This is a genomic window from Psychrobacter fjordensis (assembly GCF_904845995.1).
Lineage (GTDB): Bacteria > Pseudomonadota > Gammaproteobacteria > Pseudomonadales > Moraxellaceae > Psychrobacter > Psychrobacter fjordensis.
This window is the reverse complement of the sequence record NZ_CAJGYP010000001.1, coordinates 609121-626169: the sequence shown is the minus strand read 5'-3', so window position 1 is coordinate 626169 and position 17049 is coordinate 609121. Positions and strand designations below refer to the sequence as shown.

Below are 17049 nucleotides of genomic sequence, written 5' to 3'. Positions count from 1 at the left end.
GAATATTAAGGAGATTTAGGAAAGTATCGGTCATGTAAGGTAAGTGGTAATGTCGTCTATATTAACATATTTATGGTAAATAACAGCCACAGGCTATTGGTCTATATCGACTATGATTATAGTGCTATTGATAAAGGTAGACTCAAAAACTAAGATACATTTGTACTATTTAATATCTATGCTTGTATCGCTAGGCTATTAATATAGGTGGTTTAAGGTAGTTCAGATACAAGGAAGGCGAGTAAAAGCATCGTAAATATTAGGCTGAGCGACCCTAAAACCATATCTGGCTTATATAAGATTAACCATAGCAGTATTTAACATTATTTTTATCAGACTCTATATAATAATATGCTTATAGTTATTTACTTCAAAAAATTCATAATAAGGAACACACATGGCAGGCGCCAGTTTATTACTCTTACTTGATGACATGAGCCTATTGATGGATGACGTAGCTGTCATGACCAAGGTAGCTGCTAAAAAAACAGCCGGTTTGGTTGGGGATGATTTAGCACTCAACGCTGAGCAAGTAACTGGCGTTAGACCAAGCCGTGAACTGCCTGTTATCTGGGCAGTGGCCAAAGGCTCGTTCGTCAATAAGCTTATCTTAGTACCAGCTGCACTACTCATCAGCTACTTCATTCCTTGGTTAATCACCCCTTTGCTCATGATAGGTGGTCTATACCTGAGCTATGAAGGGGCTGAAAAAGTCATTCATAAGTTTTGGCCAAAGCTATTACCACATGATGAAGTCCATGAAGCACGACGTGCGGCAAATGCCGATGATAATGTCGATATGGTCGCGTTTGAAAAAGAGAAAATTAAAGGAGCTATTCGTACCGACTTTATTTTGTCAGCCGAAATCTTAGTTATATCTTTAGGCGCCATAACTGCAGCAGGAGCAGGTATCTTAGAAAAGGGGATTGTGCTTTCTATCGTTGCTATTGTTGTGACCATCGGCATTTATGGTCTGGTTGCTGGTATTGTGAAAATTGATGATGCCGGTCTACATCTGATTGAAAAGCCAGATGCTAGCGATGGTACTCGCAAGCTTGGTCAGTTTATGCTGTCTGCTGCGCCAAAGCTGATGAAGTTTTTATCGATTGCTGGCACGATAGCTATGTTCTTAGTGGGTGGTGGTATTATCGCCCATGGTATTGCACCTTTAGAGCACTTTTTAGAAGGTATTGTGCATCAGGTAGGGGTACTAGAAGGTTTGGTCACTATGTTGTTGCATGGCATTCTTGGATTCGTGGTTGGTGCCATTGTTTTATTTATCATCACTGCCATCAATAACGTGCGCGGTGGTAAAGAGTCTACTGCTCATTAAAATTTATAGATACTAGGGCGTGTCCTCATTTTGAAAATGGTGCTAAAAATGAGATAAATGGCAGCCAAACAAGGAAGATAGTACAGATAATATCGAGATATCAGCAAGCTACTTGACACAGTTTGGCAAAGATTTAGCCATTTTTAGCCCATTTCACGTTTACTGTTCAAATTGGGGACACGTCCTAATTAGCAGGCAATAAAAAGCCCCGCATATAATATGCGGGGCTTTTTACGTCTAGAGTAACTAATGACTATTAACTGTCTGAGTTATCACTATCCAGCTGTTCTGCTTGCGTTGGCTTCTTATGATCGGTCTTAGGCTTACGAGTGCGAGCCTTTGGGACTTTAGGTGTGGTTAAGTTGAACATGCCTGTCTGAGGTAATAGTTGCTCAGCCACATTTTCGATCATGTTTTTATAACTGGCTATCGTGGTTTTTGACTTTGCCGCCTGAATTTCTTCTTTAGTAGGCTCTTCTACTTTAGACTCAGGTGCTGGTTCGATAGCAGTGTCAGCCGTCGCTTCATCACTTGTGACACTAGTCTCTTCAGAATCTACGTTTTCAACAGCCGTGTTTTCTTCAGCTGGCTGGTTGGTAGATTCTGATAAGGCTTGATCTGCCTCTAGCAGCTGTTCGCTACCAGCACTGACGTCGTCCGTTTGAGCCTGACTGGCTAGCGCATTGGCCTCTACATTATGAGCATCTACTTCGTTCTCCGCTTTTTCAGAGACCATTTGCTCGGTACTAGTATCAGCCGCTTGTTCAGTCGGTAAACTTAACACTGCTGGCTCCTGATAATCAGGATGCTGACCGCGTGGATCATTGCTAGCACGTTTGCCGATAGCACGAGGTTCAACGTCGGTTTTACCTTGCGTGGCCGCAAACTGACTGACCGCTTGGGTCATCGTTTCGAAGCGTGCTAGATAGTCCGCTGCTAATGGCTGATAGCCGTAGTTGCTAAAATTAAAGCTCTGAGTTGCAAGCTCGTTACTATCGATAGCACTTACAGTTGTACTGTTATCATAGTTTTGTGCTTGCGCCATGTGCAACGCAACTGTCTCGATAAAGCAGTTGATCACGCCATCTGCTGCTAAGCGAGTCTGCGCTTCTGGCAACGTCGCACGAATAAACTCACCAACCGTACCGCGAATCGCTGGCACGCTTACAGCTGCTTGCTCGTTGACTTGAGGCTTTGGCGTCACTTGTGCCTGCTGACTAAGCACAACACGTGGATCGTTGCTGGCTTGACCAAACTTCTCAGCAGTCACGTAGCGTGTCGCAAATAATGCTTCATGTGTCAGCTCAAGTGCTGAGTTGCTCTTGACACTGTCATTATCATTGCTACTACTATTACTAGCCTCTACGCTAGGGCTAGTAGTCTGAGCGCTCGCAGCACTCTTAGCATTGTCACCCTCACTACTGCTCTTAGTAGTTTCATCAATAGCAGCTTTATTAGTAGTAGCTTCATCAGTCGTATTCGCTTGCTGAAACTTATCTACTACTGGCGTGCTATCTGCTTCAGTAACTACTGGCTTCACAGTGTCAGATACGCTGTCTTTATCACTTTTGGATACTGACTGCTCATCTACGACAGGTTTTTTGACATCGGTGTTAGCAGCAGCTTTCGCAACGTGATTTTGGACATCATGGCTATTGTCCTTAGCACTGCTATCAACTTTAGCTTCGCTAACTTCTACAGCATTATTGTGCGTCGTTTTTTCAGCCGTTACCTTAACATCAGCATTTTTTTTATCAGCGCTTCTGCTATTAGTCTGCGGTTGAGTATTAGGCGCTTTGGCTACTTCATCTTTCGCAACGTCATTTGCTGAGCTTTGCTTTTCAGTAGGTTGAGGTTTGGTCTGTGTTGACTTACTGTCATCTAACGACAGATGCACAACTTCTGATGGCTTAAGCGCAGCAGGTGCTTCGTTGACTTGTAGCACGACTTCGTTAGGGTTCTGATTACGGCGCGTATTGGCTTGGTTTCTACCGCCGTTATTGCTTGCCGTCGCTTGCTGATTGTGTTGTTTGACATTTTCAGCTGTTAGCGTTTCACCGCGCTCTAGCTTGCCACGTGAGCCGCGTTGAGTGTGCGATTTACGTTTAGTGCGAACTTGCTCCTCTGATGCTTCACTTTCTTTGTCATCAGTAGCGTTGCGCGCGTTTGCATTGCGGTTACTGTTTTGATTATTGCTGTCTTGACGATTGTTGCGATTGCGATCATTCGTACGTCTATTGTCATGCTGACGTTTGTCCTGATTGCTCGACTGTTTGTCATCAGCATTATTTGCGGCATTCTCTGACGTGTTGCTATCAGCATCGCTACTTACATTATTGCTAGTCTCATCCGTTTGATCTTTTCTTTGACGTGGCTTAGAAGATCTAGATTTACGCGGTTTACGTCTTCTTCTATCTTCGTTATTACTATCATCGGTGTCGCTGTCAGAGGTACGACGATCCTGCTGACGATTGGTGTCGTTGTTTGACTGTTGTGCCTCGTTCTTCTGATTACTGTGCTGCTGAGTTGCTTGCACAGGGTTAGCTGCAGTAGTCAACGCACTGTTATCAGTCTGTCCAAATGAGCCTAAGCTTTGTGCACCAGTATTTACGAGCGCTTCAATAGCTTCCGCTGCATCACGACTGCTCACGCTAGGGGTTGTCGATGCTTGTGGCGCTTGAGCAAATAGATTTGACAACCATGCTACGGCTTGTGGCTGTGCAGCCGTCTCAACATGTGCAGGAGCTGGTGCTTGAGCCGCTACTGGAGCGACAGGTGCTGCAACACTTTGGCTTTTGCTAGCTTGCGGTGCACGCGCAGATGAAACGTTCGTGGCACTTTTATTGTTGCGATGATCGTTGCTATGCTCAACGGTACTGTTTGGCTTATTACTAGTAGACTTATTGTCTACTGCTTGACGTGGCTGACGAGTAGGCTGTTGTTCTGGACGCTCTTTTTCAGCGGTTTGCCAGTCAACTTCATAGCCCAAATCGCTATGTTCTTGGGCGGTATCCGTAATACGCTCATAGCTTGATGGAGCAAAACCATCACGATTGAAGTGCAGTTTGAAGTTTGGTGACTCTAAATGCGCATGCGGCAAAATGGTAATACGCGTACCACTGTCTTGCTCAAGATAGACTAAGCTGTCACGTTTTTCATTTAACAAGAATGCTGCGATGTCTGTTGGGACTTCTGCTTGTACTTCACCTTGACGCTCTTTAAGAGCAATTTGCTCAATTTGACGCATGATAGATAGAGACAATGAACGCAAGTCACGAATCATGCCGTTACCGTGGCAACGTGGGCAGATATAGCCAGTTGATTCTTCTAGTGAGGGACGTAGACGCTGACGGCTCATTTCCATGAGACCAAATTTAGAAATATCACCGAATTGTACGCGCGCACGGTCATATTTGGTGGCATCAATCAGACGTTTTTCCACTTCTTTTTGATGCTTATTGTCATTCATGTCAATGAAATCAATGACAATCAAACCACCCATATCACGCAAACGTAGCTGACGAGCAATCTCATCAGCGGCTTCTAAGTTAGTGTGGTAGGCAGTCTCAGCGACATCTGAACCTTTGGTAGATTTTGCTGAGTTGATATCGATAGAGACCAGTGCTTCCGTTTGGTCAATAACGATTGAGCCACCTGAAGGCAAACGCACTTCACGCTGATAAGCGGTTTCGATTTGTTTTTCGATATTAAAGCGCGAAAACATCGGCTCATAATCGGTATATTTACGCAATTTTTCAGCTTGTTTTGGCATCACTGCATCGATAAATCCTGCCGCTTCAATGTAAGCGTTTTCGTTATCGATCCAAATTTCAGCGATGTCATCACGTAAATAATCACGAACGGCACGTGTGACAACGCCCGCTTCTTGGTGAACCAAGCGCGGCGAAGGATATTTTTGGTTTTGTTCTTGGATGGCCTGCCAGATATTAAGAAGGTGGTTCAAATCGTGTTGCAAGTCTTCTTGAGTTTTACCAATACCAGCAGTACGGATGATGACACTCATACCTTTTGGCAAATCAAGATTGCTAAGCATACGCTTCATGTCTTCACGAAGTTTGCCTGAGATTTGACGTGAGATACCACCGCCGCGAGGGTTGTTCGGCATCAATACCAAATAGCGACCTGCTAATGAGACGTAAGTCGACAGGGCAGCGCCTTTATTACCGCGCTCTTCTTTTTCAACTTGGACGATTAATTCATCGCCTTCTTTGATCAGTTTTTTGATATTTTCGTCACGTGGGTTACCGCTTAGATATTCAGCAGAGATTTCACGAATCGGTAAAAACCCTTGACGCTGTGAACCATATTCAACGAACACGGCTTCTAGAGACGGCTCGACACGGGTCACATGACCTTTATAGATGTTAGATTTTTTTTGTTCACGGGTACGGTTTTCTAAGTCGAAATCGTACAGATGATTGCCTTTACATAAGGCGACACGAATTTCTTCGTTTTGAGTAGCGTTGATCAAAATGCGTTTCATATTTGTATCCTATGAGTACGCATAACAACGACGAGACGGGCTTTAGGGCGTGATGGCAAGTATGGCTAATGTGTTATTAGCATTGGTAGACGTTAGTCAACGGTAGAACGTAAATGATGTATTTAATAAAGCGCTTGGGCTTTTTTAATGGCTTATTTTTACCTAAAGCAGGTGAGCAGTGCTAACGTAAATATAAATCGTATAGGGTGTAAGGCTATCTATTCATATCTTATTATTGATAGGCTTGGTTTAAATGTTCATGCATCAGCATACTATTAAATTTTCATTATCAGTAAGTTCTGTTGGTAGTGATGTCAGCACGCTTTGTAAGAGCAATCGACGGTCAGTTACTGGCTTAAAAATATTGAAAAGATATATCGCTGCTGCAGTCAATCCATCAAAGTCTAGCAATAATATCGCTGTTATGAGTACTATTATATAAAATAGTTATTCAGCAATTATCTCTCTAGGTAAAGCAATTGGTCATTCTTTATTTATCGTTCTTTCTAGTATAACGTCAATAATATCTTGGGTGTTTTAAGGTTAGGCATCGCGGCTTTGGTTATTAGCGGGGCGTACTTGGCAAACAGAATAAATGACCAGGCTATCGGCGTGGTGCTGTATTTACATTGTTATCGTCATCTGTTTGACCACCAATACTTAGGCAGCTATCGATATACTTTTCGATCCTAATGCTAAATCACCCATACTTGCTCAGCTACGCTCGCATAAAGGACTATCAAAAAATGTCATTGTTATGCAGGTTGTGAGTCAATGTAGTGTTATTAGCGATTGATAAATAGGCATTTTGCCAAATTTATTAATGCTGAATTTATTAACACAAAGGTATTTAGTGTCACTATTTAATGTTATGGCACTGCATAAAAGTCAGTGCTGTTCTTTCAATTTATGGGCTAATATCTACAAATATCGGTAATGGATATTTTTTTAAACAGATAGTACACCTTAAAATTAGATGAAACGTACAATATTGGCAGGGTATACAGCTTATACCTTGTTGCTAGCAAGTAGCAAAAATGGTGGCCAGCTATCTGAAACAACAATGATTATTGCCGCAGCCTCTGCTTAATTGTCGCTCAACATGCTAAACTATAGCAAATCTTTGTGTAAATACCTAACTAAAAATGACGAACTCAAAAATGACTGAAGACGCACCTACCCACGAAGCTCCTGCTATCTTTAATAGCAAAACACGCCCGCAAAGCGCTGACGATGAAATCAGCAACTTTGGTAAGGTTAATTATCTTGAAGTAACACGCCATCAGCACGATCAACGCTTGGATAATTTTTTGTTGAACCGCTTAAAAGGTTTACCAAAACCGCATATCTATAAAATGATTCGCTCTGATGAAATACGTGTCAATAACAAACGCTGCAAAGCGCACGATAGAGTACAGCGTGAAGACGTGGTACGTATTGCGCCTGTGGTACTCGCTACTCGTGAAAAACCAATCATTAGCACTGAGTTTGCTAAGAGTCTATTAGCACGCGTGGTTTATGAAGATGAAGGGATGCTAGTGCTGAATAAGCCTTCTGGCATCGCTGTTCATGGTGGTAGTGGTTTAGACTTTGGCGTTATCGAAGCCATGCGTGAAGTCACGGGTAAAAAATACCTCGAGCTGATACATCGTATTGATAAAGATACGTCAGGTCTGTTGATGATTTCTAAAAAACGCTCAGCACTAAAAGCATTGCAACAGCATCTAGTAGACAAAACCATCCAGAAGCACTACTTGTGTATCGCAAAAGGCCAACCAGCGCTAAACGAGCAACGTATCGATGCGTCATTACTACGCTATACAGTCGCTAGTGGTGAACGCCGCGTCAAAGTAGATAAGCAAGACCCACAATCTAAAGAAAGCCAGACAGATATTGTCGTTCATGGTCGTTTTATGATTGCTGATCAGCCAGTGAGCTTGATCGAAGCCAAACCATTGACTGGGCGCACGCATCAAATTCGTGTGCATTTGGCTCATATTGGTCATGCTATCTTGGGTGATGATAAATATAACGTACATGACAAGTCAGGTGTTCATCGCCTGTGCTTACATGCATGGCGCTTAGATATTCCAGGTTATGAAACCATTACCGCACCGCTACCAGATGACATGGCAGATTGGCTACCAGAGCAAATTACATTGCCTGAATAAGTAGCATAGTCAACGCTTTACCTATTAAGTATCCATCCTAAACGTCACGAACTCTTATTTCTCTTAATAAGTCGCCGTGACGTTTTCGTATCTACACTTTATTATCGCTATTCGCTAAGGCCTATTCATGAGTGAACAAACTGTAGCCAGTACTACAACTTCTACCGAAAGCGCTTCGTTACTAGTCAATCATCAGTTAGCAGATAAGACGCTGATTATTTTTGATTGGGATGGTACATTGATGGACTCAATTGGTTTAATCGTTGAGTCGATGCATGTGGCAGGACAGGCACATGGGTTTCAGACGACTGATAAAGCCGTGCAGGACATCATTGGCCTTAGCTTGATGAACGGCATTGAGATTTTGTATCCGCAAGCAGATGAGTCGCAGAAGCTGGCTATTCAACAAAGCTATGCAGAGTACTATATTGCCAACAGCCACAGTACGCCGCTTTTTACGCCTATAGAAGGTATGTTGCAGACTTTACAGCAGCAGGGTAAAAAACTAGCGGTCGCAACGGGTAAAAAGCGAAAAGGCTTGGAGCGTGTGCTAGATGCTTCAGAGAGTCATCATTACTTTGTGATGACGCGCTGTGCCGATGAAGCAGGCTCAAAACCTGATCCACAGATGCTTATCGATATTTTAGAGTATACACAGCAGCAAATCGCCGATGCCGTATTTATCGGTGATAGTATCTACGATATTCAAATGGCAACTCAGCTAGGCATGACTAGCATAGCGGTGGATTATGGTACAGCATCTAATGCTGAGCTTGCCGCGCAGCAGCCTACTTATCAGGTCGATACACCAGAAGCACTGGCTAAAATCTTATGTGGATAAGTTCAATTTGAGTGGCTTAGCTATTTAATAGTGTCGCTACAATATGATTTTTGTGACAATAAAAAAGGGTTTATCGATAATAACGATAAACCCTTTTTTTATAGCAAACCATAATAGCTATTTGCTCTCGTTTTGAGCGCCTTCTTTTTCAGCGCTATCTTTTTCAATGGCGTCTTCTAGCTCTTCGCCTTCTAGCAATGCAAAAGAGGACTCAATAATTTTGTCTGCATCAAGCTGGTACTCATACCAGTTGCCCATTATCCCAGCCAACTCATCTAAGCCTTCCTTTCTCAAAGCTGAAAATAGCTGAATGGTGCAATTCAACCCCAGCTCTTTTAGCCTTTTACGAGTATTCAGTAGAGCATTCTTGGATGCGCCATATTTCAGTTTGTCTGCTTTGGTTAGCAAGATATGTACTGGCAGTTCGCCATCATTTGCCCAACGTAGCATTTGCTCATCAAAGAATTTCAATGGATGACGAATGTCAGTCATCAGTACCAAACCGGCAAGGCTTGAGCGTGATACCAAGTACTCTTCTAGCTCAACTTGCCACTCTTTTTTCATCTCAAGTGGCACCGCTGCATAGCCATAACCAGGTAAATCAACTAAGCGTCTATCAGCATCACCGATACTAAAAAAGTTAATCATCTGCGTACGTCCAGGTGTCTTAGACGAACGTGCTAGTTGGCGCTGATTGGTCAAGGCATTAATAGCCGACGATTTGCCCGCGTTTGAACGTCCGGCAAAAGCAACTTCTAACCCCATGTCAGGTGGGCAAAGACGAAAAGTAGGTGCTGACATCATAAATTCAGTTTGCTGAATCTTCTGACGGGATTTGGTGTTGAACACCGCATGTTCGGCGGCGACATCTGTAAACGGGGTATTCATAAATGGCTCATTAATCTTAAAAAATTGGATACGGTTATAAAATTTGATTTAGCGGGTTGTGAAAGCGGTGCATTCGACAAAAGACTGAGCAACGTTGTGCGTTGCAATTTTCAGTGTTCATGGGTCGTAAAAGCAGTCGTTTCAAATTACCGACCATTCTATACTATTAGTGGTCTTACTTATTGAAATAACTGCGATTAGCATCATATAAATAGCAACATAACATTAAAGTCATGGGTACAAGTTATCGCTATACCAAACGCATTACCAAAGTGAAACTCGATTTATCTATATTTAGATGACATATATTGTTACAATATTCAATAAGATACAATAAATGGAAGACGTTTAATAGAAAGAGTGATTAAACGAATAAGACAGCAAAAGGGGTGTTATATGATTTCAATCACCACGCTTTTTAGCCAAGCTCGCCGTGTTTTAGTAGCTAGTGTTGCGACATTAGTACTAAGCACCGTCGTTATGACCAACGCAAACTCTGCTGATACCGCCACGACCTATAATAACTCATGTGCAGCCTGTCACGATAGTGGGGCGCTAAATGCGATTAAAAAAGGTGATAGTGCGAAATGGCAGCAGCTCATAAAGCAAAAAAGTATGCCAACGCTGATCAATTCAGTCAAAAGCGGTATGATTCAAATGCCTGCTGGTGGTCTTTGTGATGCCTGTAGCGATGATGACTATCGTAAACTTATTGAGTATATGAGCAAGTAATAGATGCGGGAATAAGACAAAGTCATACCAAACAAAGCGCTGGGTTTTACGACCCTTATGCGCTTTTTATTTTTTGTGAGTATCCTAGCGTGCTTTGTTAGAAAAACTGACTGATGTGACGATTAAGTAGGCAAATGCTACAAAGTCTTGCTATAATAATCGAAAATAAACCCTGATGTTAGTAAGTACTTTCAGATTGTTTGTGGCCAAGACCTTAAATCATATACTTGCCTCGCTAATTATAAGGCAGTTTGTATCAGGTGTCTTATTAGTACACTCATTCTCAATAATACTTACACCGAGTTAGTAGGATTTGTATCAATGAAAAAGTTAATCGCTGCTGCCAGCTTATGCGTTGCAAGTTTCAGCGTACAAGCTGCTATTATTGTTCCTGAACACGACGTCAATGCTGGTAAGCAAATCGCAGAAACCGTATGTGCTGCCTGTCATGGTGCTACTGGTGTTAGTGTTGTCCCTGCGCAGCCTAACTTAGGTGGCCAAAACGTCAAATATCTTTATAAACAGCTGGTCAATTTTAAAGCGGGTTACCGCAAGAATGGCATCATGCAATCGCAAGTTGCGAACTTATCGCAGCAAGACTTGGCCAACGTGGCTGGTTACTATGCTAGTCAAGCGCCTTGGGGTGTTGGCTTTGGTAACCCTGCGACCAATCAAGCAGCCTCTAAGTTATTCTTAGGTGGTGACAAATCACGCGGCGTTATCGGCTGTGCGGGTTGTCATGGGCCAGATGCTGCTGGTAACACTTGGGCGGCATTTCCAAAGCTAGGCGGTCAGCACGCAGAATACATATCTACTCAGCTAAAACTCTTCCGTGCCGCTGGCCGTGTCGATGATATCGACAGTGATGACCAAAAGCGAGTCAACGATGCAGCGAAAGAAGGCGATATGGGTATGATGCAGACAGTTGCGTCGAAACTGTCAGATCATGATATTCGTATCTTGTCAGACTACGTAAGTGCTGTTCACTAATTTATTAATACTGTTTACGAGTACGTAGTAGATGCTTCGTAAGTGCCGCTACTGATCTCTAGACCGTATAGCCGTCATTGTTTTATTATTAAACCCCGATTTCGGGGTTTTTTTATAACTATTCATCCCTTATATTATAGGGGCAGTATATATACAGGTGCTCTTCCTTGTACCGTATAATTATAAATTATCGTTATTCACTTTACATCAAACTCAAAAAGTATGATTAGCCGTGTCAAAGTCATTTAGCCTACATTGTATAGCGCTTGCACTTATTTTTCTTGCTACTCTAATTTTTGTGAATGATATTAGCTCGTTTGGATTTAGATTATGATGATCCGTTATGCCTCTTACTTTATCGCAGCCCTGCTACCGTTACTCTTGTTTCGTTGGTTTGCACCTGCATCTATTGGCGAGATTGATTTCTGGCTACTTTGGTTACTAGCAATGGTACTGGTATCATTGCCGGTCATTTATGCTGAAATAGCGTTGGCCTATCGTAGTGTTGAGGCACCATTAGCAGGGATGCAAAAGCTGACTCGTGAAGCAGATGCCAGTCCAATCTGGCGTAGTTTTGGTTGGTTGGCAGCATTGGTGTCTATCATCATCGCAGCATTGGTTGTATCTGGTGCAAGCTCTGGCATATTAGGTGCATTGACTGAACTGAATAGCGCACCTGATGTGCCAAGCTTTGCAGTCGCTGCGGGCTTGATGGTCATCGCTCTATTATTGAGTTTGGTGGGCGTTGCTCCTTTAGCGATTGGACTCGGGTTGATGGTTGTCGGTTTGGTACTAGGTGTGGCGAATGGTCTACCTAGTATCGACTTTGCGATGACTGACATTAGCTTAAATGAATGGGCACGTGCAGTAGCGTTAGCGCTAGTGAGTGTTGGTGCAGGAACAGGCTTGTACTGGTTCGGTCAAAATTTAATAACCAAACAGACGGCAACAGCAGTAGACACAGACAATTATAATGCGCAAACGCCTGCTCACAGTCGAGTGACAGCTGAGTATCGTGCAACCAAATTGGTACTACCTATTTGGATATTGCAGTTAATCGTTGGTGTAGTTGCACTATTAATTAGCGGTGTGTCATTACCACCAATTGGACAGCTGTTATATTGGGTAGGGGTGTTGTTTGTCGCGAGTTATCTGCTACATTATAGTACGCAACAGTTGGCACACAAGTTCGGGCTGTTGGTCAGTTTGGGACTGACGTTGGTGCTAGCACTGGTGTTAGTCATTTCCATTCCAACCACGTGGTTGGTCGGTATTTTGGTCATCATTAGTAGCGTGGCAGTATTGCTGTTATCGATCTTTGCAGGGTGGCAGATGAAAATCAGCCATTTGCGTAAGTCATTGAACTTTGGTAATGAAGCACTGTATAACTTATGGCGGATAGCGATACGTTTGGTTGTGCCACTCGCACTGCTATTAGCATTGATAGGTTGGGTGATGCAGTGGATAAGCTAACAGCTGATCAAGATAACGGTATTGATAATAGCGACGTGCTGCCGTCAGAACAGACCAAGTTAATGACTGTATATTTGGCATATGCTGAAGATGAAAAGCGTCAGCATTACTTAGCGTTACAAGTCAACTGTGATACCAGTTTGTATGCTGCGCTACAGCAAGCAGGCTGGTTGGTACAGTTTCCAGATTTAGCAAGGTGGTGTGATGAGGTTGCTGATATTGTTACGCCGGCTGCTAAACGTTGGCATGTAGGTATCTATGCACAAAAGCAACCGCTTAGCTATCGCTTACAGCCTTTTGACCGTATTGAAGTCTATCGAAGCTTAAGCGCTGATCCTATGTCTCAGCGCAAAAGTAAATCTCGTGGTTAAGCATTTAAGCCTGTCACTATTACGAAGCTGGAAGGCTTTCTATACCTTCGATACGACTGACCAAACCATTATCATCAAAATAAATAACTAAGTGTTGGCTAGCATTTTTGACATCAGCAATACCTTTGCGGCTGCCTTCTGTCCCTGCTTTATAGTCATAAATATAATCCCAACGCTTAGGTTCTAGAGTGTCTCTAATGGCTGGGCTACCGAGAATATAAAGTACTTGGTTTTGATTCATGCCTACTTGTAGATTTTGCGCTTGCGCCTGAGTAATAGCAGTGCCTTGTGGCAAATCAATCTTATAAACACTCAATAATGAGCAGCCAGACATAGCGACAGTAGCGCTAAGCATACTGGTGATGACAATCTTGCGTAATGTGCTTGTACGGCTCAACGGACGAAAAGTTAATGTCTTTATCATGGTAAGATGACTCACAAGAAATGAATTAGGCGCGGCCAAAGCTGGTTGGTGTTAGTCTGACCGACAATCTTGGACAAATGATACGTCATTTACTTGCAATTTCCTACCACTTACGACATTATTTACCAAACACTACCTGAGTAGTGTTATCATTTATATTTTAAATTCATATACTTGCATAAACATTTATTGAAAAATAATAGACTAATAATTCACTCAGAATAAGTAAGTTTACTGTTCTTAAAATGCTTCATATATTATAAAAAATAATCGATAATGATTATTTATCTCATATTTTTGGTTCTTTATTTGCTAAGACTGTCACAGTCAGAAGGGATATTATGGCTTCTTTTACCAATCAAGATTTACGTAAAGCCGGATTAAAGGTGACGTTACCTCGTATCAAGATTTTAGAGCTGCTGGAAAGTGCAGCACTGCATCATATGAGTGCAGAAGAGGTTTATAAAGCGTTGATTGAGCAAGGCGAAGATGTTGGCCTAGCGACTGTTTATCGAGTGCTCACGCAATTCGAGCAAGCAGGCATCGTTGAACGTCACAACTTTGAAAACAATTTGTCAGTGTTCGAAATTACCCAAGAAGGCCATCACGATCATTTGGTTTGTGATGTTTGTGGAAAGATTGTAGAGTTCCACAATGAGGTAATCGAGGAAGAGCAGCTAAAGGTTGCAGAAAAACATGGCTTCAAGCTGTCAGGTCATTCATTGGTGCTATATGGTATCTGCGATGAACAGGAATGTCAGGATAGTATCAAATAACCATCTTTGATTTTTCATCACTCCCAAAAACCAATCGTTTCTCAGAGCTTATAAAGATCTTTGAAATAGCAAAAAGCCCTCATTATTAGTAATGAGGGCTTTTTTGTGGTAAATAGTGCATATGATCTAGCAAAGACAACGTTGCCACCTCAAGTAACTAAATCAAGTAACTAACTAATAGCATTTAGGTGATATTCAAAGACAAACTGTCCGCACCTTCATCTAGATTACCTGTACCATTTTTGCTATTCAGCTTAATTTGAAGGCGTAAGTCGTTAGGCGAGTCAGCATGGAGAATGGCTTCTTTATACGTGATTTCTCCTTGCTCATATAAGTCAAAAAGCGCCTGATCAAAGGTCTGCATACCGCTATCACGTGAGCGTTTCATGACATCTTTAATCTCATGAACTTCGCCTTTACGGATATAATCACTGATGAGCTGTGAGTTCAGTAGAATCTCAATAGCAGCACGGCGTCCCTTACCATCAGGTGTTGGTATGAGTTGCTGCGCGATGATTGCTTGCAAGTTAAGTGACAAATCCATGAATAGCTGGTTGTGGCGGTTTGCTTCAAAGAAGTGAATAATACGGTCAATAGCCTGGTTGGCATTGTTAGCGTGCAAGGTTGCAAAAACCAAATGACCCGTTTCTGCATATTGAATGGCGTAGCTCATGACTTCACGGTTACGAATTTCACCAATCAAGATAACATCAGGCGCTTGGCGCAAGGTGTTTTTTAGACCTGCTTCAAATGAGTGGGTATCTATACCGACTTCGCGCTGGGTGATGATACATCCGCGATGTTTATGGACAAACTCAATAGGGTCTTCGATGGTGATAATATGGCCGTGAGAGTTTTGGTTACGATGTCCTATCATGGAGGCAAGCGTGGTAGATTTACCAGTACCCGTTGCACCCACAAGTAGAATGATACCGCGTTTTTTCATCGCCAACTCTTTTAGTGCTGGTGGTAAACGTAGCTCTTCAACCGTTGGAATTTTATTTTCGATTTTTCGTAAAACCATTCCTGCCATGTCACGCTGTATAAAAGCACTGACACGAAAACGGGCTTGTTGTGCTTCATCTGCAATAGCAAACTGACACTCGTTGGTTTCATCGAACTCTTTTATCTGGCCTGGTGTCATGACACCTTTGACCAATCGCATGGTTTGTTCTGAACTTAAGGGCGTTTTACCAACAGGTAGAATCTTCCCATTTACTTTCATGGAAGGTGCTACATCAGCGGTAATAAAAAGGTCAGAGCCATTTTTATTGATCATTAACTGTAATAGTTTATCAATATCCATATCGTACCTGCATTCGATGTAACTCGATTAAGAAAATGTCTGAAATCATGATTGAAAGATCGCTAATGGTGAATAATAAAAATAATGCTACAAAAATGCATCAGGCTGTTTAGCATAAGGACGGGCAACGTCTTTACTGATTGTACCTTTTGACACTAGATTTTTAAGTGTCTGATCGAGTGTGATCATTCCATCACCTGCACCTGTTTGGATAGCAGAATACATCTGAGCGATTTTATTTTCACGTATTAAGTTACGAATAGCAGGAGTACCTAGCATAATCTCGTGTGCTGCAACACGTCCACCTGCCTGACGGCGTAGCAGCGTTTGCGATATCACGGCTTGGAGTGATTCTGATAACATGGCACGAATCATATCCTTTTCTGCTGCAGGAAATACATCGATGACACGGTCAATTGTTTTTGCCGCCGAGCTGGTGTGCAGAGTACCAAATACTAAGTGACCGGTTTCTGCCGCAGTCAATGCCAAACGAATGGTCTCAAGGTCACGTAGCTCACCAACCAGAATAATATCCGGATCTTCACGTAATGCAGAGCGTAGAGCAGGCTCGAAGCCTAGAGTGTCACGGTGAACTTCACGCTGGTTGATCAGACTTTTTTTAGATTCGTGGACAAATTCGATAGGGTCTTCGATGGTTAAGATATGCTCTTTACGGCTTTCATTGATATAATCAATCATGGCCGCTAGTGTTGTTGATTTACCAGAACCTGTTGGACCAGTGACCAGTACCACACCACGCTTTAAGTCTGATATGCGCTTGAATACTTCGCCCATACCTAGATCTTCCATGGTCAATACCTTGGAAGGAATGGTACGAAAGACAGCACCAGCACCGCGATTTTGATTAAAGGCATTTACCCGAAAGCGTGCTAGATTAGGAATCTCAAAAGAGAAATCCGTCTCAAAGAATTCCTCAAAGTCTGCACGTTGCTTATCGTTCATAATGTCATAGATAAGCTGATGTACGACTTGGTGAGTCATGTCTGGCATATTAATACGCGTCATTTCACCATCGACACGAATCATGGCAGGCATGCCGGCTGAAATATGTAAATCCGATGCTTTATGCTTGACGGTAAAGCGCAGCAAATCTTCGATGCTTAAGTTGTTTTTTTCAGCCATAATCAGGTATTCCTATCAATCAATAAGGGTAGAACAAACGAGCATAAAAGGGCGTGGTTGATAATCAACAAAAGACCTATCTTAGGTTCACTATACG

13 protein-coding genes are annotated in these 17049 nt (G+C 42.5%); 8 read left to right on the top strand and 5 right to left on the bottom strand.

The features are described 5' to 3' along the window. Window positions 1-397: 397 nt before the first annotated feature. Entirely contained in the window at window positions 398-1333 is a 936-nt protein-coding gene (locus tag JMW61_RS02590; protein WP_201549219.1) for a DUF808 domain-containing protein, read from the top strand. A 256-nt stretch (window positions 1334-1589) separates the two neighbouring features. On the opposite strand, the gene JMW61_RS02585 is transcribed toward JMW61_RS02590, so the two are convergent. Continuing rightward, entirely contained in the window at window positions 1590-5837 is a 4248-nt protein-coding gene (locus JMW61_RS02585) for an Rne/Rng family ribonuclease (protein WP_201549217.1), read from the bottom strand. Window positions 5838-6997: 1160 nt separating this feature from the next. Between JMW61_RS02585 and JMW61_RS02580 the strand changes: the two genes are divergently transcribed. Together JMW61_RS02580 and JMW61_RS02575 are read left to right on the top strand one after the other, a co-directional pair. Further along, window positions 6998-8008, top strand: a complete 1011-nt coding sequence (locus JMW61_RS02580; RefSeq protein ID WP_197099765.1) for an RluA family pseudouridine synthase — start codon at window positions 6998-7000, stop codon at window positions 8006-8008. Window positions 8009-8135: 127 nt separating this feature from the next. After that, window positions 8136-8849: an HAD family hydrolase gene (locus tag JMW61_RS02575; protein ID WP_197215778.1), complete on the top strand. Its 714-nt coding sequence runs from the start codon at window positions 8136-8138 to the stop codon at window positions 8847-8849. A 117-nt stretch (window positions 8850-8966) separates the two neighbouring features. Here JMW61_RS02575 and yihA read toward each other — a convergent pair whose 3' ends face one another. Further along, window positions 8967-9737, bottom strand: coding sequence for a ribosome biogenesis GTP-binding protein YihA/YsxC (gene yihA, locus JMW61_RS02570; protein WP_201549215.1), 771 nt, complete (start codon window positions 9735-9737; stop codon window positions 8967-8969). A 396-nt stretch (window positions 9738-10133) separates the two neighbouring features. Between yihA and JMW61_RS02565 the strand changes: the two genes are divergently transcribed. The 4 genes from JMW61_RS02565 to JMW61_RS02550 all read left to right on the top strand — a co-directional run bounded on the left by JMW61_RS02565 (window position 10134) and on the right by JMW61_RS02550 (window position 13303). Next, the gene (locus JMW61_RS02565; RefSeq protein WP_201549213.1) at window positions 10134-10469 is read left to right on the top strand and encodes a c-type cytochrome; all 336 of its coding nucleotides are present in this window, start codon (window positions 10134-10136) and stop codon (window positions 10467-10469) included. Between the two features lie 321 nt (window positions 10470-10790). Then, window positions 10791-11459, top strand: a complete 669-nt coding sequence (locus JMW61_RS02560) for a c-type cytochrome (protein WP_110921827.1) — start codon at window positions 10791-10793, stop codon at window positions 11457-11459. Window positions 11460-11789: 330 nt separating this feature from the next. Then, window positions 11790-12932, top strand: coding sequence for a hypothetical protein (locus JMW61_RS02555; RefSeq protein WP_201549211.1), 1143 nt, complete (start codon window positions 11790-11792; stop codon window positions 12930-12932). After that, window positions 12920-13303 (top strand): RnfH family protein, encoded by a 384-nt coding sequence (locus JMW61_RS02550; protein WP_227687338.1) that lies wholly within the window; start codon window positions 12920-12922, stop codon window positions 13301-13303. The genes JMW61_RS02555 and JMW61_RS02550 overlap by 13 nt, the downstream gene beginning before the upstream one ends. A gap of 19 nt (window positions 13304-13322) precedes the next feature. Here JMW61_RS02550 and JMW61_RS02545 read toward each other — a convergent pair whose 3' ends face one another. Continuing rightward, complete coding sequence (locus JMW61_RS02545; protein WP_194195994.1) at window positions 13323-13742, bottom strand: outer membrane protein assembly factor BamE; 420 nt, start codon at window positions 13740-13742, stop codon at window positions 13323-13325. Between the two features lie 326 nt (window positions 13743-14068). On the opposite strand from JMW61_RS02545, the gene fur reads away from it, so the two are divergent. Continuing rightward, window positions 14069-14503 (top strand): ferric iron uptake transcriptional regulator, encoded by a 435-nt coding sequence (gene fur / locus JMW61_RS02540; RefSeq protein WP_110921825.1) that lies wholly within the window; start codon window positions 14069-14071, stop codon window positions 14501-14503. A gap of 184 nt (window positions 14504-14687) precedes the next feature. On the opposite strand, the gene JMW61_RS02535 is transcribed toward fur, so the two are convergent. Both JMW61_RS02535 and JMW61_RS02530 read right to left on the bottom strand, forming a co-directional pair. Next, a complete protein-coding gene (locus JMW61_RS02535) occupies window positions 14688-15809 on the bottom strand; it encodes a PilT/PilU family type 4a pilus ATPase (RefSeq protein WP_201549209.1) in 1122 nt (373 codons plus the stop codon). An 87-nt stretch (window positions 15810-15896) separates the two neighbouring features. Then, complete coding sequence (locus JMW61_RS02530; protein ID WP_110921823.1) at window positions 15897-16952, bottom strand: type IV pilus twitching motility protein PilT; 1056 nt, start codon at window positions 16950-16952, stop codon at window positions 15897-15899. Window positions 16953-17049: the final 97 nt, after the last annotated feature.

Bases quoted from the DNA above. Each gene is read 5' to 3' on its own strand.
- JMW61_RS02580 (WP_197099765.1), top strand. From the start codon at position 6,998: ATGACTGAAGACGCACCTACCCACGAAGCTCCTGCTATCTTTAATAGC.
- yihA (WP_201549215.1), bottom strand. From the start codon at position 9,737: ATGAATACCCCGTTTACAGATGTCGCCGCCGAACATGCGGTGTTCAAC.
- JMW61_RS02530 (WP_110921823.1), bottom strand. From the start codon at position 16,952: ATGGCTGAAAAAAACAACTTAAGCATCGAAGATTTGCTGCGCTTTACC.
- JMW61_RS02560 (WP_110921827.1), top strand. From the start codon at position 10,791: ATGAAAAAGTTAATCGCTGCTGCCAGCTTATGCGTTGCAAGTTTCAGC.
- JMW61_RS02590 (WP_201549219.1), top strand. From the start codon at position 398: ATGGCAGGCGCCAGTTTATTACTCTTACTTGATGACATGAGCCTATTG.
- JMW61_RS02585 (WP_201549217.1), bottom strand. From the start codon at position 5,837: ATGAAACGCATTTTGATCAACGCTACTCAAAACGAAGAAATTCGTGTC.
- JMW61_RS02535 (WP_201549209.1), bottom strand. From the start codon at position 15,809: ATGGATATTGATAAACTATTACAGTTAATGATCAATAAAAATGGCTCT.
- JMW61_RS02575 (WP_197215778.1), top strand. From the start codon at position 8,136: ATGAGTGAACAAACTGTAGCCAGTACTACAACTTCTACCGAAAGCGCT.
- JMW61_RS02565 (WP_201549213.1), top strand. From the start codon at position 10,134: ATGATTTCAATCACCACGCTTTTTAGCCAAGCTCGCCGTGTTTTAGTA.
- fur (WP_110921825.1), top strand. From the start codon at position 14,069: ATGGCTTCTTTTACCAATCAAGATTTACGTAAAGCCGGATTAAAGGTG.
- JMW61_RS02555 (WP_201549211.1), top strand. From the start codon at position 11,790: ATGATGATCCGTTATGCCTCTTACTTTATCGCAGCCCTGCTACCGTTA.